This is a genomic window from Saccharibacillus alkalitolerans, assembly GCF_011090185.1.
Lineage (GTDB): Bacteria > Bacillota > Bacilli > Paenibacillales > Paenibacillaceae > Saccharibacillus > Saccharibacillus alkalitolerans.
Window position 1 is genome coordinate 551,855 of record NZ_JAAFGS010000002.1, and the last position, 25,122, is coordinate 576,976.

23 protein-coding genes and 1 pseudogene are annotated in these 25,122 nt (G+C 58.2%); 8 read left to right on the plus strand and 16 right to left on the minus strand.

What is annotated here, in order from left to right; translation table 11 throughout:
* Positions 1-126: 126 nt before the first annotated feature.
* Together GYN08_RS07960 and GYN08_RS07965 are read right to left on the minus strand one after the other, a co-directional pair.
* On the minus strand, positions 127-1,767 hold the full coding sequence (locus GYN08_RS07960) for a hypothetical protein (protein ID WP_166273650.1): 1,641 nt from the start codon (positions 1,765-1,767) through the stop codon (positions 127-129).
* A gap of 16 nt (positions 1,768-1,783) precedes the next feature.
* Positions 1,784-2,782, minus strand: a complete 999-nt coding sequence (locus GYN08_RS07965; protein ID WP_166273651.1) for a hypothetical protein — start codon at positions 2,780-2,782, stop codon at positions 1,784-1,786.
* Between the two features lie 97 nt (positions 2,783-2,879).
* Here GYN08_RS07965 and GYN08_RS07970 point away from each other — a divergent pair, with 97 nt between their 5' ends.
* A complete protein-coding gene (locus tag GYN08_RS07970; protein WP_166273652.1) occupies positions 2,880-3,767 on the plus strand; it encodes a prenyltransferase/squalene oxidase repeat-containing protein in 888 nt (295 codons plus the stop codon).
* Between the two features lie 308 nt (positions 3,768-4,075).
* Here GYN08_RS07970 and GYN08_RS23660 read toward each other — a convergent pair whose 3' ends face one another.
* The 5 genes and pseudogenes from GYN08_RS23660 to GYN08_RS07990 form a co-directional block, all read right to left on the minus strand.
* A complete protein-coding gene (locus tag GYN08_RS23660) occupies positions 4,076-5,530 on the minus strand; it encodes a cohesin domain-containing protein (RefSeq protein WP_235946082.1) in 1,455 nt (484 codons plus the stop codon).
* A pseudogene (locus GYN08_RS23665) lies at positions 5,507-7,399 on the minus strand (rhamnogalacturonan lyase); the annotation flags it as partial. The pseudogene GYN08_RS23665 and the gene GYN08_RS23660, both read right to left, overlap by 24 nt.
* Positions 7,400-7,645: 246 nt before the next feature.
* Positions 7,646-8,377, minus strand: coding sequence for a CPBP family intramembrane glutamic endopeptidase (locus tag GYN08_RS07980; RefSeq protein WP_235946004.1), 732 nt, complete (start codon positions 8,375-8,377; stop codon positions 7,646-7,648).
* Positions 8,358-8,927, minus strand: coding sequence for a PadR family transcriptional regulator (locus GYN08_RS07985; RefSeq protein ID WP_166273654.1), 570 nt, complete (start codon positions 8,925-8,927; stop codon positions 8,358-8,360). Before GYN08_RS07985 ends, GYN08_RS07980 begins: the two co-directional genes overlap by 20 nt.
* Before the next feature lie 174 nt (positions 8,928-9,101).
* The gene (locus tag GYN08_RS07990) at positions 9,102-9,809 is read right to left on the minus strand and encodes a DNA alkylation repair protein (protein ID WP_166273655.1); all 708 of its coding nucleotides are present in this window, start codon (positions 9,807-9,809) and stop codon (positions 9,102-9,104) included.
* Positions 9,810-9,938: 129 nt separating this feature from the next.
* Here GYN08_RS07990 and GYN08_RS07995 point away from each other — a divergent pair, with 129 nt between their 5' ends.
* A complete protein-coding gene (locus GYN08_RS07995; protein WP_166273656.1) occupies positions 9,939-10,544 on the plus strand; it encodes a TetR/AcrR family transcriptional regulator in 606 nt (201 codons plus the stop codon).
* A gap of 211 nt (positions 10,545-10,755) precedes the next feature.
* Positions 10,756-11,805, plus strand: coding sequence for an NADH:flavin oxidoreductase (locus GYN08_RS08000; RefSeq protein ID WP_166273657.1), 1,050 nt, complete (start codon positions 10,756-10,758; stop codon positions 11,803-11,805).
* Between the two features lie 123 nt (positions 11,806-11,928).
* Here GYN08_RS08000 and GYN08_RS08005 read toward each other — a convergent pair whose 3' ends face one another.
* The 6 genes from GYN08_RS08005 to GYN08_RS08030 form a co-directional block, all read right to left on the minus strand.
* On the minus strand, positions 11,929-13,428 hold the full coding sequence (locus GYN08_RS08005; protein WP_166273658.1) for a DEAD/DEAH box helicase: 1,500 nt from the start codon (positions 13,426-13,428) through the stop codon (positions 11,929-11,931).
* A 361-nt stretch (positions 13,429-13,789) separates the two neighbouring features.
* The gene (locus GYN08_RS08010; RefSeq protein WP_166273659.1) at positions 13,790-14,797 is read right to left on the minus strand and encodes a tRNA dihydrouridine synthase; all 1,008 of its coding nucleotides are present in this window, start codon (positions 14,795-14,797) and stop codon (positions 13,790-13,792) included.
* A gap of 82 nt (positions 14,798-14,879) precedes the next feature.
* Positions 14,880-15,191, minus strand: coding sequence for a YfzA family protein (locus GYN08_RS08015; RefSeq protein ID WP_166273660.1), 312 nt, complete (start codon positions 15,189-15,191; stop codon positions 14,880-14,882).
* Positions 15,192-15,206: 15 nt separating this feature from the next.
* Positions 15,207-15,845 (minus strand): ABC-2 transporter permease, encoded by a 639-nt coding sequence (locus GYN08_RS08020; RefSeq protein ID WP_166273661.1) that lies wholly within the window; start codon positions 15,843-15,845, stop codon positions 15,207-15,209.
* 1 nt (position 15,846) lies between these two features.
* Positions 15,847-16,710: an ABC transporter ATP-binding protein gene (locus tag GYN08_RS08025; RefSeq protein WP_166273662.1), complete on the minus strand. Its 864-nt coding sequence runs from the start codon at positions 16,708-16,710 to the stop codon at positions 15,847-15,849.
* 6 nt (positions 16,711-16,716) lie between these two features.
* On the minus strand, positions 16,717-17,091 hold the full coding sequence (locus GYN08_RS08030) for a GntR family transcriptional regulator (protein ID WP_166273663.1): 375 nt from the start codon (positions 17,089-17,091) through the stop codon (positions 16,717-16,719).
* A gap of 274 nt (positions 17,092-17,365) precedes the next feature.
* Here GYN08_RS08030 and GYN08_RS08035 point away from each other — a divergent pair, with 274 nt between their 5' ends.
* The 4 genes from GYN08_RS08035 (at position 17,366) to GYN08_RS08050 (ending at position 21,258) form a co-directional block, all read left to right on the plus strand.
* Entirely contained in the window at positions 17,366-18,406 is a 1,041-nt protein-coding gene (locus GYN08_RS08035) for a siderophore ABC transporter substrate-binding protein (RefSeq protein ID WP_166273664.1), read from the plus strand.
* Between the two features lie 43 nt (positions 18,407-18,449).
* On the plus strand, positions 18,450-19,448 hold the full coding sequence (locus tag GYN08_RS08040) for an ABC transporter permease (RefSeq protein WP_206023673.1): 999 nt from the start codon (positions 18,450-18,452) through the stop codon (positions 19,446-19,448).
* A 125-nt stretch (positions 19,449-19,573) separates the two neighbouring features.
* The gene (locus GYN08_RS08045) at positions 19,574-20,509 is read left to right on the plus strand and encodes an iron chelate uptake ABC transporter family permease subunit (protein WP_408015053.1); all 936 of its coding nucleotides are present in this window, start codon (positions 19,574-19,576) and stop codon (positions 20,507-20,509) included.
* Complete coding sequence (locus GYN08_RS08050) at positions 20,506-21,258, plus strand: iron ABC transporter ATP-binding protein (RefSeq protein WP_166273667.1); 753 nt, start codon at positions 20,506-20,508, stop codon at positions 21,256-21,258. Before GYN08_RS08045 ends, GYN08_RS08050 begins: the two co-directional genes overlap by 4 nt.
* 99 nt (positions 21,259-21,357) lie before the next feature.
* Here GYN08_RS08050 and GYN08_RS08055 read toward each other — a convergent pair whose 3' ends face one another.
* Positions 21,358-21,867 carry a TetR/AcrR family transcriptional regulator gene (locus tag GYN08_RS08055; RefSeq protein ID WP_166273668.1) on the minus strand — a complete coding sequence of 170 codons (510 nt, stop codon included), beginning with the start codon at positions 21,865-21,867 and terminating at the stop codon, positions 21,358-21,360.
* A gap of 23 nt (positions 21,868-21,890) precedes the next feature.
* Here GYN08_RS08055 and GYN08_RS08060 point away from each other — a divergent pair, with 23 nt between their 5' ends.
* Complete coding sequence (locus GYN08_RS08060) at positions 21,891-22,370, plus strand: NAD(P)H-binding protein (RefSeq protein ID WP_166273669.1); 480 nt, start codon at positions 21,891-21,893, stop codon at positions 22,368-22,370.
* A gap of 382 nt (positions 22,371-22,752) precedes the next feature.
* Here the strand turns inward: GYN08_RS08060 and rlmD are convergent, their stop codons facing one another.
* On the minus strand, positions 22,753-24,606 hold the full coding sequence (rlmD, locus tag GYN08_RS08065) for a 23S rRNA (uracil(1939)-C(5))-methyltransferase RlmD (RefSeq protein WP_166273670.1): 1,854 nt from the start codon (positions 24,604-24,606) through the stop codon (positions 22,753-22,755).
* 238 nt (positions 24,607-24,844) lie between these two features.
* Positions 24,845-25,120: a DUF7660 family protein gene (locus tag GYN08_RS08070; RefSeq protein WP_166273671.1), complete on the minus strand. Its 276-nt coding sequence runs from the start codon at positions 25,118-25,120 to the stop codon at positions 24,845-24,847.
* Between the last annotated feature and the right edge of the window lie 2 nt (positions 25,121-25,122).

The following is a 25,122-nucleotide window of genomic DNA, read 5'->3' on the forward strand; positions in this document are numbered from 1 at the left end:
CGATCTCTTTTCCCGATTTCAACACGCGACCGGAACGAATTTCTCTCGGAGTCTTCTCGCTTCCCGCGTCTACGCAGCTTTCGAGGACAGCCTGAGGAGGACTCGTCATTCGAGTCCTCCTTTTTTCTATTCAAATTTCGCGGAAGCGCCGGAAGCTTCCCCTACGAGAATCCATCCTTCGATGGTGCCCGCGGCGATCCGTCCTCCGCGCGGCGCGAGCGACATAATGACCGTGCTGATCCCTTCGACGCTCACGTCTTCCAGAGCCAGCAGCCTGCCGCTTGCCGAGTCGACGCAGCCCAGCTTCCCTTCCGCCAGCGCGAACCAGACGGTCCGCGTTTCCGGCTCGAACGTCACCGCCGTAACCGGGCTTCCGAAACGCAGCTCCCAGAGCGTCTTCCCGTCTTCCAACGCGCGCCTTGCCAGCACTTCCGAATCGGCGGCGCGTCCCGGCCGGTAGCTGTGAATACCGGCGGCCAGAACCAGCGACTCGCCCAGCTCGTCCGTGCAGAAGCATCCGCCGTCGCTCATCAAATGTTCGCGTTCGGTCGAATCGGTGTTCAGCGGGAACAGCCTGCGAACCTGCGAATTCGAAGGCTCGAACGCGCATACCCATTTGTGCTCGTGCGAAGAAGCCGGCGTTCCCTGCAAAAAATAAAGCCCCGGCGCGCCGTCGATCCTCAAGTAATGGTTGAACAGGTCGTAGTGCCCAAGATTCAAGTCTTCCTCCCGTTCGAATCCGCCGTTCAGCAGGAAATCGCGGGTGCCGGTCCCTTTTCTCCGGCTGCCCGAGCAGTCCCGGGCCAGCAGGACTCCTGCCGCGTTTCGGCTGAGCGAATACGGAACGTCCGTTTCCAGCACGGCCGAGCAGCTTCCCGAATCGGCGTCCCACCGCAGCAGCGTCGACCGGTGCTTCAACATTCCGCCGTCGAGCTCGCGCTTCGAGCAGTTGACGAGCAGCGTGCCGTCTGCGGCACGAATCAGTTCGTAAGCCTCTCCCGCCGAATCGCTGCCCCACGAACCGGTCCGTCCCGTATCCAGATCCCATCGCTCCAGCTGGCGGCTGCCTCCGACGCAGGCGATCTCCCGCTCGCCCAGCCATGCAATATCCCACACGCGGCGGCGAATCTCGAAATCGCCGCGGGACATTTCTTGCAAAAGGCCGAGCACGGCGTTCGCGTCCTGCTCGGCATAAGGCTCGGCGATTCCCGTTTTTTCGGCGGGAACCGGCTTCAATTCTCCCGCGACCACGCGGCCCTCGGCCGAAGGGTTTTCCATTTCGTACGCTTCGTAGGTTTCGAACGGATCGCCTTCCTCTGCCTCTTCGGAGAACGGCCGCAGCATCATGTACAGCCGCTCTCCGTTTTCGTCGAACCGGCAGGCCGTCACTTCCCGGGAGACGTCCAACAGAGAACGGCTGACGTCATTCTCGTAATCCCACAGCAGCAGTTCGCCTTCGAACAAATAACCGCCGTCATAACTTCCCCTCCCGATCGCGAGTTCGTTCCGGCCGGGGCGGAACGCCGCGTCGTTGATCGGCCAAGGCCCCCGCAGGTCGAGTACGGCCAACCGGCTCAAACTTTCGGTGCGATAGATCGACACCCGCCGGCGCACCTTCAATCCTCCGTTCAGGTCCCGCGCGCTCCACTGCATCGAATCGAACGTGGACGTCACGGCCATCAAGCTGCGGTCTTCGTTCCAATACAGGCCGTCGGGCCGCCCGTGTTCGCCGAAAAGTCCTTGTCCCAAAATATGCGTCCAATTCAAGTTCATCCCCCCTGATTCATCCCAAACCCGCTCCGCGGATCGCCCGCTCCAAAATTTCCTTTTTCGTCTCCCGATCCGGTTCGGTCCGATCGTCCGACAGCGCGGCCGCGTTGACCGCGACGCTTTTGCCCGCTTCCGCTTGAGACTCCGCGAACCGAAGCACGCCTTCGACCGGACTGTTCCACTCGTACAGCAGCATCTCCCGCAATCTCGCCAGCTTTTTTTCCGGGTCCGGCTCGCCGAATGTCAGTCTTCCTTCCGCCAGGCCGGCATGAAGCCCGTATTCTTCTCCCAGATCGACGATCGTCCAACCCGGCCAGTACGGAGCCAGCTTGGCAGCCATGCCGCTGACGCAATCGGCATGCCAAAAATAAAGCAGACGCTCGGCGATATCGAGATGCAGCCCTCCGCTGGGCACCGGTTCCGGCCAATCCTGCGTATACAGCTCTTTCACCCCGAGCGAACGGTCGAAATAAGCCGCCGAACGTTCCCCGTATTCCAGCGTATACTCGTAAAACGTGCTCTGCGGATACAGCAGCAGTTCCCCGTCCGGGAAACGGACGCTCGCGACCGTGAGGATCCACTCCTTTTTCTCCGCCGGCGTCAGAAGCGGAATGTCCGGATCGTGCAGAAAACTTCCCAGCAGGCGATGTCCCGCATAGCCGACGTAATCGGCCAGCCCGACGATCCCTTCGCCGGCCCATTTGACCTCCCAGCCCGGCCAAGACGCTCCCAGCAGGCGCATATACATCTGCCGGAGCGGAATATCCAGCAAAATGTCGCCCCCTCCGTAGAGCAGCAGCGTTTTCCGATCCAGGTCGACGACCGCTCCGCCTTCCGCCCAATCTTCGTTCATCCATTCTTCCGGTTCCACCCCGCGCTGCGCCTCGATAAAACGCAAAGCGTATTCTTCTCCCCAAAACAAGTCCCTCGTCAGCGTCTCCGCGCACCAATGGTGATAATAAAGCCGGTATCCGCCTCCGCGAACCAGCGCCAGATTGACCCGTTGTCCCATGCTTTCATTCCTTCCCTTGAACTCTTTTCCGTTATGCTCCATGATACAGGGAAAGCCTGACGGCAGGCAAAAAAACAAACGTCAAAGGGGAATGCTTATGAGCTCTCGATCCGCTGTCGCCGCCGCCATCGAACGATCGGTCCGTTTTTTGGAAACGACGACGCACTTCGACCCGGGGAGCGACGAAGACAGCCGGCGCAAATGGGACGGCGCCTGGTGGCGGATGTCGGCGCTGCACGAATTGGGCGAAGCGGGGCGCATCCCGGAATCCGCGATTCTCGAAGCCGAACGGCTGCTCCGAACGCGCGTCTGGCCGCGGTTCGTCATTACCGGGGAAGACGCGCCGCAAAACGAAGCCGACCGCGCCAAATGGGACTGCTGCCACTGCGAACTCGCCGTCTTTTACATGATTCTGCGCGCCTGCGGCCGTCCGGTCGACGAGGAGATGCCTTGGATTCGCGAATGGCTGCTGAGTCATCAGCTGCCCGACGGCGGACTGAACTGCGATCCCGATGCCTATGTCGGTTCCCGCAAAAGCTCCCTCGTGTCCACCCTTCCTCCGCTCGAAGCGATTCTGCGGCATACGGACCGGGCGTTCACCGATCGGGAAATAAACGTTCTCGACGAAGGCGCGCGGTATCTGATCGAACACCGCCTGGTCTGCTCCAAGTCCAGCGGCGAGGTCATTAACGAAGACTGGCTGAAGCCGTGCTTCCCGAGATTTTTCGAATACGATCTGCTGCGCGGACTGTCGTTTCTGACGGAATGGTCGCAAAAGCTCGGCCGACCGCTGCCGGAAGGATTCGTCGAAGAGGCGCTGGCGCGGATCGAACCTTATACGGACGGGGAAAAGGTGCGGATCGGCCGACAGGTCTGGGACCCGGACGGCGAATGGGGCGGGGAGACGTTCGGGCTGCTGGAGGCGCTGCCGGGGATCGGGGAAGTGTCGGAGACATTGAGCGGGCAGCTCAGACGGATCTTTTAAACGCGGAAGAACCGCAGCGGACGCTGCGGTTCAGGTTGTCGAGAAAAGTACGTAGACACGGGAAGCAAGCGGACTCCGAGAAAAATTCGTTCCGGTCGCGTGTTGAAATCGAGAAAAAGGATTGAATTTTGATGGAATTTTCTCGATTTCAAAGGCGAACACTGTCGTTCCTTCACTGAATTTCTCTCTCCGTCTTCTTGCTTCTTGTCACGTTGAACTTTCTCGACACGTTGAACCGCAGCGGACGCTGCGGTTCTTTATGGATTCTTTGTCGGCTGCTTCGAAGCCCTGCCGGATTCCGATCCCGATTATTCCGGCATCAGGTCCGAAGCGGCCGGAGCCGCGTAAAATTCCAGTTCGGCGACATTGGCGTTCCCGGTCTCCGGCGTATAGTAACGGATGTAACGGTATGCGGTATCCGCCGAAACGTTTACCGTGTTCCATCCCGCGGCCGGCTGTTCGCCGATCGTGTGCAAATCGACGAACCCTTCCGTGCTCGATACGTTGGAGCCCTGGAATTTGCCTCCGACCATTCGGACTTCCATGCCTTTGCGCGGATAAAACCGGACTTGGTCAAGGCGTGCCTCGGCCCCTTCGCCGAGGTCCATGCCGGCATAGCCTCCCGCGCCGTTTTTAAAATCGTAATACGTATTCACGTCTCCGTCGAAAGCTTTGTCGTATTCGCTGCCCGCCGCCCATGCCGGTTCGGCTCCGAATAAGGAACCTGTCAGCGCCTGCAGCTGATTGGAAATATCGACGGTCAGTTCTCCCGTCACGCCGCTTCCGTCCGTCGCCGTCGCGATGACTTTCACTTGGCCGTTAAGCCCTTTCGAGTTGCCGGACAGCAGGCCGTCCGGGGTGATCGAAGCGAGCTCCGTCGCTTCGCCGTCGAGGCCGTACACGGACCAAGTCACGGACTGATTCGCGTTGGCGGGCTTGACCTGCGCGCTCAGGCGCAGCGTGCCCCGGTTCGAATCGATCGCGGAAGCGCCGCCTTCCCCGCTCACCGCGATTTCGCGCGCTTCGAAGAACAAGTTAATAGCATGCACGGCGTCCGCGATCGCGTGACGTTCTTTTTTCGCGTTGGCATAGACGATGTCACGAGCCGCTACTTCGCTTCTTGCCGCTTCCGTCTCTTTCGCTTTCATGCGTACCGTGAACAACGTTTCCTTATTGAACAGCTGATTCGACGTTCCGCTCGCCTTCACGGTAACACGGCCCGGCTGCCCGGCTTCGGCGCTGAAATTCAGCTGTTTGACGGCGGACTCCGCCGCCACGAATTCCAATACTTCCGGGTCGTAGGACAGATTCAAGTTCAATTCGCGCATGCTGTCGCCCGCTCCGTTCACCGCATAGCTCAGACTGAATTCCTCGCCCGCTTTCACGGAGTCGTCTCCCCGAACGGACAGGGTCAGCGATTCCGTTTTGACGATCACCGTATCCGTTCCGACGAACGCGGAGCCCGTATCGGAGACGATGGCGATCTTCGCTTCCACTTCGCCGGTCTGTCCGGCGAGCGCCTGCACGAACGCTCTGCGATCCGCCTTCACTTGATAGCCTTTTGCGTCTTTTTTGATCTCCGCGGCTACGTCCTTCCCGTTCACCGCAAGCCGAACCGAAGAACCGGCCAATGCTGCGGCGTTGTCCGGAATCCCGATGCCGATCTTCACGCTGCCCGTCAATTTGCCGGCCAATACGTGCGGGTCGATGTCGATCTTCGCGGGCACGATGTAGTCGGCGTTCGATACCGGAGGCTTCTCCATGCCCGTGCCCAGGAAGTAGCTCGTATGCGGCGGTTGGTTGTAGCCCACGTTCTGCCAAGCGATTCCCAACCGGTACACCGGATCGTGCATCAACGTCGGAATGCGATGTTCCGTCAGATCGGTGGTCGTGTAGAGGCGCAGCTCCGTGCTGTCGAGATTCCGCACGATCACTTCCTCGCGCCAATCGCCGAGCAGATCGGCCTGCAGAACCGGATTGCCTTTGGTGCCGTTGTTCGAAGTCGCGCCTTCCATCGTCAGCAGATTAACGAGTTTGCCGTTCTCGTAATCCCATTTGTCGATGCGCGGCGTTCCGATCCCGATATCGTAATCCGTCCAGTCGTGATCGAGCAGCTCGCGCGACAAATCGCCGTCCCACCAGATCGCGAAGTTCGAGCTCGGAATATCTTCTCCGATTTTCTCTCCGGCAGCCGTATGCAGATGGCCGACTTTGCTGTTCCATTCGCCGGAGATGGCCCAAGCTTCCGCTCCCGGATAGCGGGGATCGATATCCGCCGCCAGGCCGCGGCCCGTGTCTTCGCCCGTGGCCACGCTCCACAGCAGTTCGCCCGTGGCGGCATCGCGCATCGTCAAACCGTACGGTCCGGACTCGTGCACCTGGAACACTTCGAGTCCCGGCCGGTTCGGGTTCAGATCGCCCACATGCAGCGCGTCTCCATGGCGCCAACCTGTCGAGTACAATCCCGTACCGTCGTGGTCGATGACCGCGGCGCCGAAGACGATCTCGTCCCGCTCGTCGCCGTCCACGTCCGCGACGCTCAAGCTGTGGTTGCCCTGCCCCGCATACTCTTGATTGCCGTCGTCGCTGTCGAACGTCCAGAGCTTTTTCAGCTCGCCGCCCCGGAAGTCGTAAGCGGTCAGCATCGTTTTCGCGTAATAGCCGCGTGTCATGATCAAGCTCGGCCGCTTCCCGTCCAAGTACGCGATGCCCGCCAGGAAGCGATCGCCCCGGTTGCCGTAAGTATCGCCCCAATCCCCGATATTGCCCCGCGCCGGCGAGAAATCGGTGCTGACCAATTCCCGGCCCGTCGCTCCGTCGAAAATCGTTAAGTATTCGGGTCCTTGCAAAATGTATCCGTTCGCGTTCCGGTAATCGGCATCGGGGTCCCCGATCGTTCGGCCGGTTCCGTCTTTCGCGCCGTCGGCCGTTCTCATCGCCACTTCCGCTCTGCCGTCGCCGTCCAGGTCGTACACCATGAACTGCGTATAATGCGCGCCGCCCCGTACGTTTTTGCCCAACCCGATTCTCCACAACCGCGTGCCGTCGAGCTTGTAAGCGTCGATCAGCACTTCGCCGGTGTAGCCCGAGCGGGAATTGTCCTGATCGCCGGCGCTCCACTTCAAAATCAGCTCGTACTCGCCGTCGCCGTCCAGGTCGCCGACGCTGGCGTCGTTGGCGCTGTAAGGGATCGATTCGCCGCCCGGCAGCACGGCATTCGCCGGCTTTTGCAGAGGAATCGACTTGTACGAATCGGTCCAGGGTTTCGTTTTGTCCGAAGTGCCGACTTCTTTCCCGTTCAGTATAGCGCTTACATAATAACTTGAATTCGTCTGCCCATCGGCGTCCAGGTAGTTGGTGCTCGACGAGATCGGCTCGGCGTTTACCTTCCGTCCGTCGCGGTAGAGATTGAACGTCGTGCCTTCCGAATCGGTTCCGAGCAGTCTCCAGCTGACGAAGACGCCTTCACCCGTATTTACCGCCACGAGCCCGCGCTCCAGATATTCCATCTGCCGGGACCCACCGGCGCTCTCCGCGGCCGCTGCAGGCAGCGGTCCGACCGGACCGATCAGCGATATCCCCAATACCGCCGTACCGAATAAAAGCGCGGTTTGCCGTACTTTTGCCCTCATTCTTTTCAAATCGATCAAACCTCCTCATCATTTAACTAAAAACAGACTTTTAATTCTTTGAAAACCACATCCCTCATAGGCATCTTACCGAATATAAAAGATTTCCACAATATTTATTAAATGGATTTCTGAAATTTTCCGCTCGTTTACTAACTTAAAAACAAGTCGCTAAACGACAAAAAAACCTTTGCTTCCGGGCAAAGGTTTCGGTTATTTTTTCGCCGCGCAAAGCCGAACGTCGCAGCGCTACTCCATGAACAAAGCGGTAAAAATCACGACATCCTGCAGGAAATGAATGATCAGCGCCCAGAAGAACCCTTTCGTTTCCAACATCGACTTGGCCAGGAACCATCCGATAAAAGCGGCCATTAGCACGCCGACCAAGCCGCCCGGGTTGCCGAAATAATGCACGACGCCGAAGATCGCGGCCGCCAGCCCCTGCGCGAGGTAGGGCGAATAGCCGTATTTGCTTACGACGGCGACGAACGAGAAGCGGAACAGGATTTCCTCCGAAAAAGCGTTCGCAAGCGCAAAAGCAAGCACCAGAAAAATGCCGGGAACCCAGTCGAAGCTTATGCTTTTCCCGTGAACTACCTGAAAATAGATGACGATCGCCGTGGCCAGCGTGATGACGACCGCAAAGTTCAATCCCAGATGTCTCCACGTTTCCCCCGCTTTCGGCTTGACGCCGATCCACGGTTCCGGCCGGATGACGCCGCCCCGCCTCCTCAGGTTCAGATACGCCAGCCCTTCGCGGCCCGTCATGGCGTAAACGAGGCCGATCACGATCGCGGCCAGAGCCAGCACGGTGACTTGATAACCGATCTCCAGGTTGTACCGTTCGTTCGCGAATACGTTCAAGGCAAGGGGAGCATGGCCTTTAAGCCACACCAGCAGGGGAGCGCACGCAATCGCGACAAGCGTAATCGCCGCGACCGGAATAACGCCGACTCTTTTTTTATTCATGATCATACCCATGTTCCCGCACCTCGTTCGGATGATTTAATGTGTCCAGCGCATGCCTGCACCATTCCGTCGTCATTCGCACATACCGTTCGCCGTAATCGAGCGTGAGCAGCCAGAGCTGCGTCTGCCTGTCGTGTCCGGCCGGGATGCCGCTTCTGATTCCCGCCAGTACCGCCGTCATCTCCTCGCTCGCCCGCAGTTCTTCCTCGACGAACGCGACGATCTGCGGAATGCGGCTTTCGTCCGCGACGAACACCTTCATCAGCAGTTCGTTGCGTATGACCGACTCTTCGGGAGGCCGAACCAACCACGAATCGAGCCGTTCGCGCCCTTGTCCCGTCACGCCGTACACGATTTTCCGCCTGCCCGTCGCCGCCTCTTCCACGACTTCGACGTCGCCTTCCGTTTCCAGCTGCTTGATGCTTTTGTGGATATGCCCGTAGGATTCGTTCCAGAACAGGCCGATGCTTTCTTTCGAAAACTTCACGAGTTCGTAGGCGCTCATGGGCTTGATCCGCAGCAGCCCCAAAATGGCGAAGTGGGTGGTGTTGATCCTTTTCATGCTCCCCTCCTTTTTCGTTTTTTATTATGTATCTTTAAGATACATTAGTATCATAACCGATCAACGTACGAATCACAATCCGCCTCGTGAAATAATTGTCTTCGCAGCAGCGCTTGTACTGAATCCGCGGCAAAAAGACTGCCGGGAATCTCCCGGCAGTCTTCGATACGGCGATCAGCAGCGCACATGTTTCCGTTTGAAGCCCAGCTGCCCTTTTTCCGCGGCTTTCCGAATATTTTCCGCGGTCTGCAGCACTTTGCGTTTGGCCGGTCCCTGTCCCGTTTCCACCGGCGCCGTCGATTCGGCCGTTTCCAGCGCCCGCTCATGCAGCGGCGTATACGAAACGGCGGTCGTATATACGAAGTTCGCCATCGCGTGTTTGGCGCGCTCCGGCGCTTCGCGAATCGTCCGCTCGACCAGCCGCAGCATGCCGTCCAGCTTCTCCGCGTCGAACTCTTCGTCTTTCCGGCTGCCGAGCAGCCAGCAGTAGCAGCTCCATCCGGCCGACATCCGCAGCTCGTCCCCGCTTGCGATCCACTTGTCCGCCACCGTCTGCGCGATGTCCGCCTCGGACAGCGTCACCGCCACGACGAAATCGGCGATCATGTAGAAATACGCGGCGTCGATCCAGCGGTCGAAGTCCGCTTCCGTCATGGCCGAAGGATCGGCGATCACCCCGGCAAAATACATCGCGTCGTAGTTCCCCGTCCGGTACAGCTCTTCCGCCAGCGCTTGATCCTTCTTGATCGCTTTCGCCATCGGCTTCATCGCTCCGGCGGCTACGCCGAACACCGGCTCGCGCGCGCCTTCGGAGAGATACCGCTTTTTCGTGCGTTCCGTGCCGAGGGACTCCAGCTCGTTCATGACTTCCTGCATGTTCATGGATGGACCGACTCCTTTCGCTTTGGAGGAATTTGGGCTCATTATAGCATGTCGGTAACAGACCGTCCTTGGAAGCGGCTGTTCCGATTGATTATTGACTACGCAGTCAATAACTGATAAGCTTCTCCCATGAGCAGACCAAGGGAATTCGATGCCGACCTCGCGCTTCATCAATGCATGGAGGTGTTCTGGGCGAAAGGTTTTCACTCCACGTCCTATGAAGACCTGACCCGCGCCACGCAGGTGAAGAAGCAGAGTTTGTACGGCGTATTCAAAAACAAACGGGAATTATTTTTACAGTCGTTGGCGTTGTATAGGGAACGGAATCTGTCGATTTTGGAAAAAAGGATCGCCGAAGAGACGCTGCCGATTCGCCAATTGGAAGCGATCTGCGAAGCGGCGTTATACCCCGACGAAGAAGCGCGGCTGCGCGGCTGTCTGATAATCAATGCTTCGCAGGAATTCGGAAGCGAAGATGCCGACGTCAATCGGCAGATCGGGCAGATGATGGAGCGCACGGAAGCGATGATCGAGCAGGCGATTCGCGCCGGGCAGGCGGAGGGCACGATTACTTCGCGGCTGGGCAGCCGAGAACTGGCCGCTTATCTGGGCAACGCGATCAACGGCGCGAAGATGATGGAGAAGTCCGGCATCCCGCGAGAAGAGATTTGCGGCGTGATGCGCACGACGATTGCGCTGATCGAAGAAACCAAGCGCGATCCTTCGGATATTTAGATACCGGCTTATCGGGAAGATACGCCGGTTCTTTTCCGCCTCTTACTTGACCGAGCAGTCAAAAACTTGAACCCCATATGAAGGAGGTGAGGCCCGATACTCGATACCGGATAGCCGATCGAGAGATGCACGAAATGAATGTTCGACGAGACGGATGCCGCATTCACATACTTAAAATTTTGATTACACATATAACAGGAGGCTGACTTTCATGACCGATTCGCAATCCAATCGCTCCGTTCAATCGCTGTTCCGCCCCTTCTCTTCGGGCACTCTTTCTTTATCCAACCGGATCGTCATGGCGCCGATGACCCGTCAATTTTCGCCGGAAGGCGTGCCGGGCGAGAATGTGGCCGCTTACTACCGCCGCAGAGCGGAGAACGACGTCGGCCTGATCGTGACGGAAGGCACGATCATCGATCACCCGGACGCCTCCAATCAGCCGAACGTGCCGCATATTTACGGAGAAGCGGCGCTTGAAGGCTGGAAGAACGTCGTGTCCCAAGTCCACGCGGCAGGCGGCAAGATCATTCCGCAGATCTGGCATATGGGCGCTCGCGGCCAAGTGGGCGAGTATACCGAGGAAGAAGTGGCCGAAATCGTGCGGCAGTTCGCGCATTCGGCAGCGGCAGCGAAGGAAGCCGGCTTTGACGGCATCGAGCTGCACGGCGCGCACGAGTACCTGATCGATCAATTTTTCTGGGCCAAAACGAATCCGCGCACCGATCGCTACGGCGGCGATATGGTCCAGCGCACGCGCTTCGCGGTCGAAGTGATCGAAGCGTGCCGCGCGTCCGTAGGATCGGACTTCCCGATCGTGTTCCGCTTCTCCCAATGGAAAGGCAGCGACTATACGGCGAAGCTCGCGGAAACGCCGGAAGAATTGGAGCGGTTCCTGAAGCCGCTGAGCGAAGCGGGCGTCGACGTGTTCCACTGCTCCACACGCCGCTTCTGGCAGCCGGAATTCGAAGGTTCCGACCTGAACCTCGCGGGCTGGACCAAAAAGCTGACCGGCAAACCGACGATCACCGTCGGCTCGGTCGGGCTGGACGGCGAATTCCTGACTTTGTTCAAAGAAGGCAAAGGCGCGGGAGTGAGCGGGATCGAAGACCTGCTGAAGCGTCTGGAAGACGGCGAGTTCGATCTCGTCGCGATCGGCCGCGCCCTGCTGGCCGATCCGGCCTGGGCGAACAAAGTCCGGCAGGGACGCCAAGACGAGCTGGTGGCGTTCTCCCCGGCCGCCGTGCAGGAATTGTACTGAGCCGAAGAACCGAACGGTTAACGAAAAGAGCCTGGACCCAAACGCAGCAACGCGTTTGTCCAGGCTCTTTTTTGCGCGAGAAAGATCTTTTTGCCGATCCTTCTTCCTCTGTTCGATTCTGCGTCAGGTCCGCGCTTTCTGCACCTTCAGCAGCTTGCCTTTTACCGTCGTCTCCTGCATCGCCTTCAGCACCTTAGCGCCTTTGCCGTTCAGGATGTCCACGTAAGTCACGGTTTCCTGGACGCTGATGATGCCGATATCGTCCGCGGTCACCCCTTCGATCCGGGCGATGGTGCCGACGAAGTCGACGGGACGCAGCTTTTTCTTTTTGCCGCCGTTGAAATACAGCTTCATGATGTCCGCGTTCAGCTCTTCGCCCCGGCTCTTCTTCGGCGCCGGGCGGTCGCGCAGCTTGCGGTCGAACGCCGCCTGCGCTTCGGACACCGCGTAAGCGGAAGGCTCCTCGGCGAGCGGCAGCTCGAAGCCGACGTAGCTCTCGATCGCGCCCAGGAACTTGTCTTCGAACGGCGTGGCGAACGTGATCGCGATGCCGCTTTGTCCCGCGCGGCCGGTCCGGCCGGTGCGGTGGACGTAGCTTTCTTTTTCCATCGGCAGGTCGTAGTTGACGACATGCGTGATCCGGTCGATGTCGATGCCGCGCGCGGCCACGTCGGTCGCGACCAGGTAGCGGAACTGCCCGGCGCGGAACTCGTTCATGACGCGGTTGCGGTCGTCCTGCTCCATGCCGCCGTGGATCTTATTGACCGGGTAGCCGAGACGCTCGAGCTGAGCCGCCACGGCGTCGACATTGTCCTTGGTCCGGCAGAAAATCATGCAGCTGTCCGGATTTTCGACGACCGTCACCTTTTGCAGCAGCGCCGGCTTGGCTTTTTCGCCGATCCGGTACAGCCTGTGCTCGATCTGCGTCTGACGTTTGTCCGTCGGCGAGCCGATCTCGATATCGACCGGTTCGTTCATGTAGCGGTGGCAGAGACGTTCGACGTCCTGCGGCAGCGTGGCTGAAAACAGCATCGTGACGCGCTCCGTCGGCAGCTGCTTGATAATCTTCTCCAGCTGCTCGATAAAGCCCATGCTCAGCATCTCGTCGGCTTCGTCGATGACCAGATACCGGACGCGTTCGAGGTCGATCGTGTCCTTTTCGATATGGTCCATCATGCGTCCGGGCGTAGCGACGATGACATGATTGCGCTGCGTCAGCTCCCGCTTCTGGCGGTCGAACGGCTGCTTGCCGTAGATCGCCGCCGCTTTGATGCGCTTGAAGCGCCCGATGTTCATGATGTCTTCCTTCACCTGGTCGGCCAGTTCGCGCGTCGGGGTAAGGATCAGCGCCTGCGGACGGCTTTCTTCCCATTCGAGCTTTTCGCACAAAGGAATGCCGTACGCCGCCGTTTTGCCGCTGCCGGTGCGGGATTTGACGGTGACGTCTCGGCCCTGCAGAGCCTGCGGGATCACCTGCTGCTGGACGGGGGTGGGGCTGCTGTAATTCAGCGCTTCGAGCGCTCGGAGAATGTCGGGGCCGAGGTTGTAGTCGGAGAAAGCAGACGGTTCAGCCTGAGCCGAGCCGCTTTGCTGGATGTCGGAATTCGGATTGTTATCGATCATGTTTGGTAAACTCCTTCGGTCTCGCTTGGTGCTGTGCGGATATCGGATAAGCGTACCACAGATCGTGAGAAAAGAGGATGGGCGTTTTAGGATGTTGATGATCTCGTTCGCAGCATTGGTCGTACTGATTCTTTCTTTCCACAAAAAGAAATAGACCGCCCTCAGCCAAGGCAGCGGTCTATTCATTTTGAGGCCAACCTTAAAGCCCACCGCCCTTAAAAGCGGCTATTGCATCGGGAGTCGTGTTGACGCACGGCTCCTTTTGCATTGAATTCTTTGTAGTATGACTATAGCAGTGACGATTAGGAAGTTCAATTCAAACTACTGATAGATCAACGATTCAAGTGAATTTTTAAACCTTTTATTCAGCGAACTCGCCGCCGTGATCCGCCGCTGCCCCTTCCCGCATCCGGCTCTCGAACTCCGCCAATCCCGCCCGCACTTCCTCCGTCGATCTGGCGTTCATCAGCTTGACCCGCAGTTCGTTCGCTCCGCGGAAGCCCCGGACATAGATCTTGAAAAAGCGCGGCAGCGCTTTGAACGGACGGGGTTCCAGCTCCGCCGAATATTTGTCGTGGAGATCCAGATGCAGCTTGAGCAGGTTCAGCAGCTCTTCGCTGCCGTGTTCCTTCTTCTCCTGCTCGAACGCGAACGGATTGTGGAAAATGCCGCGGCCGATCATAATGCCGTCCACGCCGTATTTTTCCGCGAGCTCAAGCCCCGTTTGGCGGTCGGGAATGTCTCCGTTGATCGTCAGCAGCGTCTGCGGCGCGATCTCGTCGCGCAGCTGCTTGATCGCCGGGATCAGCTCCCAGTGGGCGGCCGCTTTGCTCATTTCCTCCCTTGTCCGCAGATGGATGGACAGGTTCGCGATGTCCTGCTTCAGGATATGGGTCAGCCAGCCGCGCCATTCGTCGACTTCGGTGAAGCCGAGCCGCGTCTTCACGCTGACCGGCAGTCCCCCGGCTTTGGCGGCCTGGATAATCTCCGCCGCAAGCTCGGGACGGCAGATGAGGCCGCTGCCTTTTCCGTTCTCCGCCACGTTGTCCACCGGGCAGCCCATGTTGAGATCGATGCCCTTGAACCCCTCCTCCGCCATGCCGATGCTCATGCGGCGGAAGTATTCCGGCTTATCTCCCCAGATATGGGCCACCATCGGCTGCTCGTCTTCCGTAAAGGTCAAACGTCCGCGCACGCTGTGGCTCCCTTCGGGATGGCAGTAGCTCTCCGTATTCGTGAATTCCGTAAAAAAAACGTCCGGCCGGGCCGCCGCGCTTACGACATGGCGGAACACGACGTCCGTCACGTCCTCCATCGGGGCCAATATGAAAAAGGGACGAGGAAGCTCGTTCCAAAAATTTTGCGTCATTGCAAAAACCTCTCTATCTCGTATTGATGATAACAGCGTCTTGATTTCCGTATAACATTATACATAGCCGCCGCCGAATAGACTAATGCGTATTTTGAGACATCCGGAGACGAAGACCGCTTTTTACCGCGCTTATTATGCCGGGCAGAAGGAAAAAAAGGCCGAAAAAGACGGTGAGCAGATTATACTGAGGCGTTTCGTAAAAATCGAACCATTCCGTAATCAGCGAAGAGTTCAGAATCTTTCCGAATACCGTCCCTTCGGGATCCCGGTAACGAAGAATCCACCCCGCCGCCTCGGACCCCATAAAGAAAATTTGCGACAACAAAAAAACGCCGATAGACGATACCCAATATCTTTTCAAAAACGGAACCGCATTTCGTTTTCCGGCCAATGAAATCCCCCCGAATCAGTGAAGTTCTTTGCTGCGATACATCATGACGGATACGGCATAAGACGCGGCAAAAATCGCCAGTGCGACCATCAGGGACACTCGGTCCACCTCGGAACTTCTGAAATCGATCGTCGCGTCGGACAGATGCAGCAGATACCAGAGCAGAAACCGCAGCGCGACCGACAGACCCGCCGCCGCAAACAGCAGCGTTTCGCTTTTTTCCGCGCCGAGCTTCAAGATGAGCGGATAGACGATTCCGATCGTCATCAGAGAAAGCTGCAGCCCGAAGCTGTACCCGGAGAAGAGCAGATCGAAAGACAGCTCGCCCCGTATGCTTTGAAGCAGCACCGTAACGAGGCTGGTCGCAAGTCCCAGCAGGATCAGCAGCATAAAAGAAACGTATTTGGCGCTGACGATCGCGGTGCGCGTGACCGGCAGGGTGATTTCGAATTTGTTCCATTTGGACGACTCGTCCATCTTCAAAGAAGTTCCCGTATTGGAAGCGAAAACAAAGATCTGGATCGCGACAATCATCGGAATCATGGAGGCGTCCCCGAGCAGAAACGGAACGAGCGCGATCGGCAGAGCGATCATAAGCGAGAGCTTGATATTGCCCTGCATGGAATAAAAGTTGCTTGTTACCAAACCGGTCATGTTAATCTCCTCCCTTGACCAGAAGCAGCATGATCTCGTCGATGCTCCCCCGGTCCACGACCATTCCGCCGTACTTGCGTTCAAAGGCTGCCCGGTTATTCACCAGCACGTCGATCTGATAGTCCCTTTTTCTGTAGGCCATCATATCCGCGCGGTCGATCAGCCGAAATTGTTCGGCTTTGCAGCGGACTATGCCGTATTCGTAGATCAGGCGATCCTTGCTCTCCGTCAGCCGTATTTGGCCCCGATGAATGAACGTGATGTAATCGGCGATCTTCTCCAGGTCGCCGGTGATATGCGAGGACATCAAGATGGAATGGTCTTCGTCTTCGATAAATTCCAGAAAAACGCTTAAAATTTCGTCTCTGACGATCGGGTCCAGGCCGGCGGTCGCTTCATCCAAAATGAGCAGCTTGGGCCGATGCGACAACGCGACGGCAAGCGCCAGCTTCATCTTCATCCCTCTCGAATACCGGCCGATCTTCTTCCCCGTATCCAGGTTGAATCTCGCAGTCATGTTCAAAAAGCGTTCCTGATCCCACTGCTTATAGGTACCGGCCATTACTTTCGCCAGCCTGGCCGGCGTCAGCATTTCGGGGAAGTTGGCTCCGTCGAACACGACGCCCACCTGCTCGCGAATGTCCCGGTCTTTATCGCCCATTTCCCGGCCGAAGATTTTGATCGTGCCGCCGTCTTTTTTGACGATGTTCAACACGGCGTTCATCGTCGTCGTCTTGCCCGCTCCGTTCTCGCCGACGAATCCCATGATCGTCCCGCGGGGGATCGAGAACGAGACATTGTCCAGCCGAAAGTCCGAACCGGGATAGGTTTTGGTCAGATTATCGATTTCCAAACTGTACGTCATGACTTCCTACTCCTCCGTATAGAATAGAGTCAGCAATTCGATCGCTTTATCCAAGGAGATGCCTCCGGTTCGAGCCGCTTCCGCCGCCAAGCTCAGATGTTCTTCCAGCTTCTTCTGCAGTTCCTCCTGAATGAAATCCCGATTCCTCGCCGCCACGAAGCTGCCCCGTCCCACCGTCGTCTCGATGAAGCCGTCCCGCTGCAAGTCCTCATAAGCCTTCTGCACCGTGATTACGCTGACGTGGATGGACTTGGCCAGCGAACGCATGGACGGAATCGGATCGCCCGTCCGCAGTTCTCCGTTCATGATCATGGCTTTCATCTGCGACGTGATCTGTTCGTAAATCGGTTTGCTCGTATTGCTGCTGATTATGATCTCCACATGAAACCACCTTACCGAACTGTAGTGTACTTATTCAACAAGTACACTATGAATCACTAGGAGTAATTTGTCAATCGAAACGACGAAAACAAAATTTATGCACAATAATGATTGATTAATACATGGATTTTGTTATAATAAATCTCGTTGGTTGATAATGATTATCATTATCTGACTATATCGTCCTCGTTGGCACTCTCTTTGCAAGAGGAGCCGACCGGCCGACACGCGCCGCACACAGAAACTTACATACACTTTATCTCAGGAGGTTGTTATGAAAAAATCCGCTTTGTTGAAATTGACGTCCGCTCCGGTATTGGCCGCGATGCTTATGCTGAGCGCCTGCTCCAATTCGAGTACGCCGGCTGCCCAGCCCGAAGCTTCCGCCGCGGCTCCCGCTGCCGGGACAACGGCTGCCGAAGCGCCCGCGACCGTCGAAATCACCGATATTCACGGCAAGGTTACCGTACCCGTAAACCCTGAAAAGGTCGTCGCTCTGGACAACCGGACATTCGAAACGCTGTCCGACTGGGGCATTAAATTGGCCGCCGCGCCGAAAACTGTCATGCCTGCCGACTCTCCTTACGTAGCGGACGAATCGGTTCAAAATATCGGCGATCACCGCGAGCCGAATCTCGAAATTCTGGCCGCCGCCGATCCCGATCTGGTCATTGTCGGACAAAGATTCTCAGGCTATTACGAAGACATCAAAAAGCTCGTTCCTAACGCCGCCGTCGTCGATTTCAGCTTCGACGTCTCCGAAAAATCGGCGACGCCGGGAGAAAACCTGGTGAAAGGGCTCGAAGATTCGACCGTCAATCTGGGCAAAATTTTCGATAAAACGGCGGAAGCCGACGCTCTGATCGCCAAGTTCGACGATTCGATCGCCAAAGCCAAAGCCGCTTACAACGGAACAGACAAGGTGATGAGCGTGATCGTGTCCGGCGGGGATATCGGATTCGCGGCTCCGCATTACGGACGCGTCTGGGGACCGATGTACGAAATCTTCGGTTGGACTCCGGCTCTGGAAGTCGCCGCTTCTTCTACCGACCACCAGGGCGACGATATTTCGGTTGAAGCCATCGCGCAGAGCAATCCGGACTGGATCTTCGTGCTGGACCGCGACGCGGCGATCGCCAGCGAAACGGAAGCCGTGCCCGCGCAGGACGTGATCGACAAAGCGCCTGCCCTGAAAAACACCAAAGCGATCAAAGAAGGACATACCGTATACGCGCCGAACGATACGTACACCAACGAGTCGATCCAAACATACATCGAGCTGTTCGACAACCTCGCGGCGACTTTAGCCGAGTAATCCAAAGGAGTCTCGCATCGTGTTGAAAAATGCAGCGTCACAAATGGCCGGAGTGGGTTCTAACCCGCTCCGGCATCATCATAATAAGCTTTGGACGTGGCCTTTCATTCTGGCCGTCTTCGCCATTCTTGCTCTGGGCGCGATTTCCCTGTTCACCGGCGTTTACGATATTCGTGGACAAGCTGACGGCAAAGAGATGTTTTTCACCACCCGGGTGCCGAGAACCCTCTCGTTGATGCTGACCGGCGCCGCGATGGCCATGGCAGGACTCGTCATGCAGCTTGTTACGCAGAACCGCCTCGTCGAGCCCACCACGACCGGAACCATCGAATGGTCGGGATTGGGGCTTTTATCCGTTTACCTGATCTTCCCGGCCCCCAGCCTGCTGCTGCGGATGACCGGCGCGATCCTTTTTTCGTTTATCGGGACATCGCTGTTCTTCCTGCTGCTGCGAAGAATCAAGCTGCGTTCGTCGTTGATTGTGCCGATCGTCGGGATGATGCTCGGAGCGGTCATTTCCGCAATCTCGACGTTCGTCGGACTTCTGTTCCAAATGACCCAGAATATCGAGAGCTGGTACATCGGTTCCTTCTCGAACGTTCAAATCGGCAGATACGAATATTTGTGGATTATCGTATTGGTGACGGTTTTGATCTTCATCTGCGCCGATCGCCTGACGCTGGCCGGCTTGGGTCAGGACGTCGCCACGAGTCTGGGCGTCAACTATAACCGGATTATCTTTCTCGGAACGGCGCTGATCTCGCTGGCGGTCGGCATTGTCGCGGCGGTCATCGGCAACCTGCCTTTCCTGGGATTGATCGTGCCCAATATCGTATCCATGTTCAGAGGCGACGATCTCCGAAGCAATCTGCCCTGGGTGTGCCTGCTGGGGATGGGAACCATTATGACATGCGACATCCTGTCGCGGGTGCTGATCATGCCGTTCGAAATCCCGGTTTCCCTGATTCTCGGAACGGTGGGATCGGCCGTGTTCATCTTGATTTTGTTGAAGCAAAGGAGGTCCGCAAGAACACCGCGATGAGCGAACTAACGCAAAGCAATCCGTCACCCGTCAGAACCCAAACCCGGCTTTCCGGGAAAAGAAGATCGTCCGGAGCTTTCCGCACGCCGAAAGAAGTCCGGAACTATTGGCTGCTGCTCGTCACGCTGCTGCTCCTGGGCCTTCTGGCTTCCTACGGGCTGTTGGTGTATAACAATCCCGTTCCGGTCACTTCGCCTTCTTTTATCCCGGTCGTCAAAAGAAGAACTGTCGCGATCGCGGCAATGCTGATCGCGGCCGTCTGCCAGAGCCTTGCCACCGTCTCTTTTCAGAGCATTACGAACAACCGGATCATTACGCCGTCGCTGCTCGGCTTTGAAGCGCTGTACTCCACGATCCATACGAGCACGCTCTTTTTCCTGGGCACTGCGGCATTCGTGAATTTCAGCGGCGTGGATTCTTTTCTGTATCAAGTGGCGGCCATGGTGCTGATGTGTCTGATCCTGTACGGCTGGCTGCTGTCCGGCAAGTACGGCAATCTGCAAATCCTGCTTCTGGTCGGAATCATCATGGGAACCGGCCTGGGTTCCGTCTCCGCTTTCATGCGAAGACTGCTGGCGCCGTCCGAGTTCGATCTGCTGCAGACCCGGCTGTTCGCTTCGGTCAACAACGCGGACGCCGCTTATTTTCCGATCGCGATTCCCATCGTCGTCGTCGCGGCTGTCCTGCTGCTGGCTAATGCCAAGCGCCTGAACCTGCTGTCGCTCGGAAGAGAAGTCTCGACTTCGCTCGGAAGCCGGCACAAAGCCGGCGTCATCTATGTGCTGGTACTCGTGTCGATCCTGATGGCGGTCTCGACGGCGCTCGTCGGTCCGCTTACGTTTTACGGATTTTTGGTTGCCACGTTAACTTATCAGGCCGCGCGAACGTACGATCACCGGTACGTGTTCCCGATGGCGTTCGCGATCGCGTTCGTCATTATCACGAGCGCTTACTTTATCATGAATCATGTGTTCCATGCGCAGGGCGTCGTATCCATCATTATCGAGCTGTTCGGCGGCATCCTGTTTTTAATCGTGATCTTAAGAAGGGGCAGTCTATGATACAAATCGAGAACGTCAAAAAATCGTATACGTCCGAAGCGGCCATCGGCCCTCTGAATATCGAAATTCCGAAAGCGGGACTGACTTCGCTCATCGGACCGAACGGCGCCGGCAAGTCGACGACGCTGCTGATGATCGGCAGGCTGCTCGATTCGGACGGAGGACGGATCACGGTCGCCGATATGGACGTCTCGTCCTCCAAATCGAAAGACTTGGCCAAGGTTCTGACCATCCTGCGGCAGGAGAATCATTTCGTGACGCGGCTGACCGTGAGGCAGCTGGCCGGATTCGGACGCTTTCCGTATTCCAAAGGCAGGCTGACGAACGAAGACGAAGAGATTATCTCCAAGTACATCGACTTTCTGGATTTGACCGCGCTGGAGAACCGGTATCTGGACGAGCTGTCCGGCGGTCAAAGGCAGCGGGCCTACGTCGCGATGGTGCTGTGCCAGGAAACGGAATACGTGCTGCTCGACGAGCCTTTGAATAACCTCGACGTCGCCCGTTCCGTGCAGATGATGGAGCATCTGAAGTACGCCGCTTCCGAGTTCGGCCGGACTATTCTGACCGTGCTGCACGACATCAATTTCGCGGCCAAATATTCGGACCGGATCTGCGCCATGAAACACGGCCGGATCGCCGCGTTCGGCACCGTGGACGAAATCATGAAGCCCGAGCTGCTGACCGATATTTTCGAAACGAAAATCGAGATCATGCAGGGGCCGTACGGGCCGATCGCGGTGTATTGAGCCGGATGGGCTCCGAATGCCGCACCGATCGCCAACCTATCAGCCAAAAGCCGTTCCCGACGTCCGACGCGCTTCCGCGCTCGGCGGGGAGCGGCTTTTTTATGTCGAGGATAATACGGCTTCGGCGTTCCGCTCGAGCAGCGTTCCCAAGCGGGAAGCCATCGTCGAAGGCGGATACGGTCTGCCGTTTTGGAACCACCATTCCACGATCCCGACCATAGCGGCGCCCAAAAAATGCATTTCGACATCTCTTCCGATTTCCACGGACTGTTCGGTTTTTGCCGATGCCGGTGTACCCTTCTCCAATTCGCGGATAAAAAAGTCCAGGAAATGCCGGCGAAAAAACGGGCTTCCCTTGCTCGTCAGCAAGGCGGAGAAAAACGAAGCCGCGCTTTCGAAATACTCGAACCACAGCCGCCCCGCGCGTTCGTAATCCACGTCTTCGTCCATGTCTTCGCAGATTCTCTCCAAATTTCCGATATGTTCCGCGATCAGTTGGTCGAGCAGGTCAAACTTGTCTTCGTAATGCAGGTACACCGTTCTTCGGCTGACGTCCGCCCGTTCGGACAGATCTTGAATCGTGATCTTGTCGAATTCTTTCTCCGCCATCCATTCGATCAGCGCCCGGCGGCATGCCGCAAAGCGATGAACGAACAGGAGGATGGACGAACCTGCGGGCGGGATTGAAGGTAACCGCAGCGAACTTCGCGCCGGGCACGATCATGTCGGAAGGTCTGGCCAACATTCTCGCCGCCAGCCGGCGCGCCGGGGTCAAACGCCTGATTATGCAGAGCGGCATCAATCTGAGCGACGGAACGGAACTGGCCTTCTGCCATCGCGGCATGGTGCGCGGCATGCGCCGCATGTTCCGGACAGCGATCGAAGACAAAAGCGCGGCCGAGCAGGCGGTGATGGCAAGCGGCCTGGATTGGATCATCGTGCGGGCTTCGGTGCTCAAATACGCCGACGCCACGCTGAACTATACCGCGGGTCCGCGGGCCCGTATCGCCCCGCTTCGCCCGATTCCGTACGCGGACTGCGCCGACTGCCTGATACGCGCGGCAGCCGGAGAGCCGGGCTGGAGCGGCAGGATCGTCAATGTGGGAAAGTGAAACGCGGCAGGGCGGCGGGCTTCGGTTCGGAACCGATCGACTGGGCCGTTTCGCGCTAACGGATCGACACGACGCTTAGAAGCCGAATCGGGCGATGCTGATTTTTTAACGGATCGAGGCGGCGCTTAGATGGCAAAAAGGCGAGTTTCTCGGCCGTTTGAGCAGGATCGGGACGTCTAACGGTCGCTGCGATCCGTTAAAATTCGAGCGGCGCCCCAAACGCCTCTCTAACGGACATGCGATCCGTTAGCAGCGGTCGGCGGATCTGCAGCGGACTTCCTCGGTTATTTCATGCCAAAAAAGAGAAGCGTCTTAGGAAAGACGCTTCTCTTTTTTGGCTATGAAATGCGCCTCACACGTCTGCCGCCAGCCTGACAAGCCTCTACGCTTCGCTGCGCACCAGCACCGTCACGGCTTCCACCTGGCTCGTCTGCGGGAACATATCGACCGGCTGCACCGACTGGATTTCGTAGCCGCCGTCCAGCAGCACTTTGCAGTCTTTCGCCAGCGTCGACGGGTTGCACGAGACGTAGACGAATTTCTTCGGTTTCGTGCGCAGCACGGTGTCGAGGAAGGTACGGTCCAGGCCGGTCCGCGGCGGGTCGGCTACGATGACGTCCGGCGTCAGGCCGGATTTGGCCCAGCGCGGCAGCAGGTCTTCCGCTTCGCCTTCGAAGAACTGCGCGTTGCCTCGGCCGTTCAGTTCGGCGTTGCGCTGCGCGTCTTCGACCGCTTCCGGGATCACTTCGATGCCGCGCACTTCGGCGGCGTAAGGCGCCAGCCAGAGGCCGATGGTGCCGGTGCCGCAGTAAGCGTCGACGACAGTCTCTTTGCCCGTCAAGGCGGCCGCGGCTCTCACCGTCTCGTACAGCTTGATCGTCTGCTCCGGGTTGAGCTGGAAGAACGCCCGCGGCGACAGTTCGAACTGCAGATCGCCGAGCGATTCTTTCATCGCTTCCGATCCCCACAGATTGACCGTCTTCTCGCCGAAGATCAGCGGGGTCTTGAGCGGGTTGACGTTGATCGACAGTCCGCTCATCTCCGGCAGTTCAAGACGCAGCCGTTCGACCAGTTCGTCCTGACGCGGCAGATCGGCGGTCTCGGTCACGAGCGTGACCTGAATCTCGCCGGACTGGAAGCCGGCGCGGGCCACGATCGTGCGGACGCCTTTACGGGTACCGCTGCCCTTGATGTCGCTGCGGCCGCCGCGGCTGTCGCCTTTGGACAGCGGAATGTTCAGCTCGCCCAGCACGGCCTTGACGCGCTCGATCGCGCGGTTGACCTGCGGATGCTGAATCGGGCAGCCGCTGATGTCCACGATCTCGTGGCTGCCGATCTCGTACAGGCCGGCCACGATCTCGACCTTGCCGCCCTTGATGTCTCGGCGCTCGACCTGCAGCTGCGCCTTGTTGCGGTAGTCCCACGGACGGTCCATGCCGAGCGTCGGCTTAATTTTGAGGTTGTCGAGCTTCGCGTATCGGCTGAACGCTTCGCGCACGATCTCGAGCTTGGCCTTCAGCTGGCCTTCGTACGAGATATGCTGGATCTGGCAGCCGCCGCAGATGCCGAATACGGGGCAGGGCGGTTCCACCCGGTCGGGCGAACGCTTTTCCACTTCGATCAGCTTCGCCTTCAGGAACTTCTCCTGCGTCTCCGTCACTTCGGCTTTGATGACTTCGTCCGTGATCGCTCCGTCGACAAAGACGGCTTTGCGCCGGTAGTAGCCGACGCCTTCGCCGTTAATGCCGATCCGCTTGATCGTCACCACGATGCGGTCGCCGATCTTGATCTGCTCCGCGTCGACCGGAGCGGCCGTGCGCTTGCCCTGGCCTTTGCCGGCGGCATAAGGCTTGGCGCCCTCATGCGGACGGCCCGACGCGCTGCCGGAAGCCGGCGATCCGCTGCCCGCGCCGCGCGAGGCCGAACCGGCCGCGCGCTCGTCGTAGCGCTTGCCGTCGCGCTGTCCCGGTCCCGTGCGCTCCGGGCCCGCGGCCGGAGCGGCCGATCGGCCGGCATACGGACGTCCCGACGCGCTCTTGGCGCCGCTGCCGCCCGCCGCTCCGAATCCTTCGCTCTCCGGCTTGCGTCCCGCTCCGCCTTTTCCGCCGTCCGGACGGCTTCCGCGCGCGTCCGCACGCTTCCCGTCCGGACGTCCGGCTCCCTGTCCGTTCCGCTCGCGGTCCTTTTTCCCGTTCGCCGATCCCGTCGATTTGAACTTGCCTTTTTGTTCGCTCATCGCTGTTAACTCTCCATCTATTATAAAATTGTTGAATAACTGTCGTGCCGCATGCTGCGTACCGCCAACGTCCGTCCATTGTTTCCGTGTTCACTATACCATGAAGGGGAGTCCGGCGACTACGCTTTGCGGGCAAGCCGCCCGCCGCATTTTCCTTTTCGCCAAAAGACCCTTCCCGCCTCGGCGGAAAGGGTCCCGGTTATCGCACGGCCGACGCTCCGCGAATCGCGGGGCCGGCTTATTCGTATCGGCTCGCCGCGAACAGCAGGAACGCCAGACGCTCCCACTCCACGTCTCTTCCCGAAGAAAACGCCGCCTCCGGCACCCGTCTTTCTTTTTCCTCCCGTTCCGGCGCGCCGTCCTCGACCCAGGAAGCGATGCTCAACAGATAATCCTTCAGCGTCACGTTCGCCCATTTATCCGAATTGTTCTCCAGATCCCCCGCCAACCGATGAACAAACGATACGAACCCTTCGCGCCCCGTCACTTTTTCCAATTCCTCGTAGATGTTCATTC

Excerpts from the sequence above, each read along its gene's own strand:
- GYN08_RS07965 (WP_166273651.1), bottom strand. The coding sequence starts at position 2,782 with ATGGGACAACGGGTCAATCTGGCGCTGGTTCGCGGAGGCGGATACCGG.
- GYN08_RS07970 (WP_166273652.1), top strand. The coding sequence starts at position 2,880 with ATGAGCTCTCGATCCGCTGTCGCCGCCGCCATCGAACGATCGGTCCGT.
- GYN08_RS23660 (WP_235946082.1), bottom strand. The coding sequence starts at position 5,530 with ATGGAGAAGCCTCCGGTATCGAACGCCGACTACATCGTGCCCGCGAAG.
- GYN08_RS07980 (WP_235946004.1), bottom strand. The coding sequence starts at position 8,377 with ATGGGTATGATCATGAATAAAAAAAGAGTCGGCGTTATTCCGGTCGCG.
- GYN08_RS07985 (WP_166273654.1), bottom strand. The coding sequence starts at position 8,927 with ATGAAAAGGATCAACACCACCCACTTCGCCATTTTGGGGCTGCTGCGG.
- GYN08_RS07990 (WP_166273655.1), bottom strand. The coding sequence starts at position 9,809 with ATGAACATGCAGGAAGTCATGAACGAGCTGGAGTCCCTCGGCACGGAA.
- GYN08_RS07995 (WP_166273656.1), top strand. The coding sequence starts at position 9,939 with ATGAGCAGACCAAGGGAATTCGATGCCGACCTCGCGCTTCATCAATGC.
- GYN08_RS08000 (WP_166273657.1), top strand. The coding sequence starts at position 10,756 with ATGACCGATTCGCAATCCAATCGCTCCGTTCAATCGCTGTTCCGCCCC.
- GYN08_RS08005 (WP_166273658.1), bottom strand. The coding sequence starts at position 13,428 with ATGATCGATAACAATCCGAATTCCGACATCCAGCAAAGCGGCTCGGCT.
- GYN08_RS08010 (WP_166273659.1), bottom strand. The coding sequence starts at position 14,797 with ATGACGCAAAATTTTTGGAACGAGCTTCCTCGTCCCTTTTTCATATTG.
- GYN08_RS08020 (WP_166273661.1), bottom strand. The coding sequence starts at position 15,845 with ATGACCGGTTTGGTAACAAGCAACTTTTATTCCATGCAGGGCAATATC.
- GYN08_RS08025 (WP_166273662.1), bottom strand. The coding sequence starts at position 16,710 with ATGACGTACAGTTTGGAAATCGATAATCTGACCAAAACCTATCCCGGT.
- GYN08_RS08035 (WP_166273664.1), top strand. The coding sequence starts at position 17,366 with ATGAAAAAATCCGCTTTGTTGAAATTGACGTCCGCTCCGGTATTGGCC.
- GYN08_RS08040 (WP_206023673.1), top strand. The coding sequence starts at position 18,450 with ATGGCCGGAGTGGGTTCTAACCCGCTCCGGCATCATCATAATAAGCTT.
- GYN08_RS08050 (WP_166273667.1), top strand. The coding sequence starts at position 20,506 with ATGATACAAATCGAGAACGTCAAAAAATCGTATACGTCCGAAGCGGCC.
- GYN08_RS08055 (WP_166273668.1), bottom strand. The coding sequence starts at position 21,867 with ATGGCGGAGAAAGAATTCGACAAGATCACGATTCAAGATCTGTCCGAA.
- GYN08_RS08060 (WP_166273669.1), top strand. The coding sequence starts at position 21,891 with ATGCCGCAAAGCGATGAACGAACAGGAGGATGGACGAACCTGCGGGCG.
- rlmD (WP_166273670.1), bottom strand. The coding sequence starts at position 24,606 with ATGAGCGAACAAAAAGGCAAGTTCAAATCGACGGGATCGGCGAACGGG.
- GYN08_RS08070 (WP_166273671.1), bottom strand. The coding sequence starts at position 25,120 with ATGAACATCTACGAGGAATTGGAAAAAGTGACGGGGCGCGAAGGGTTC.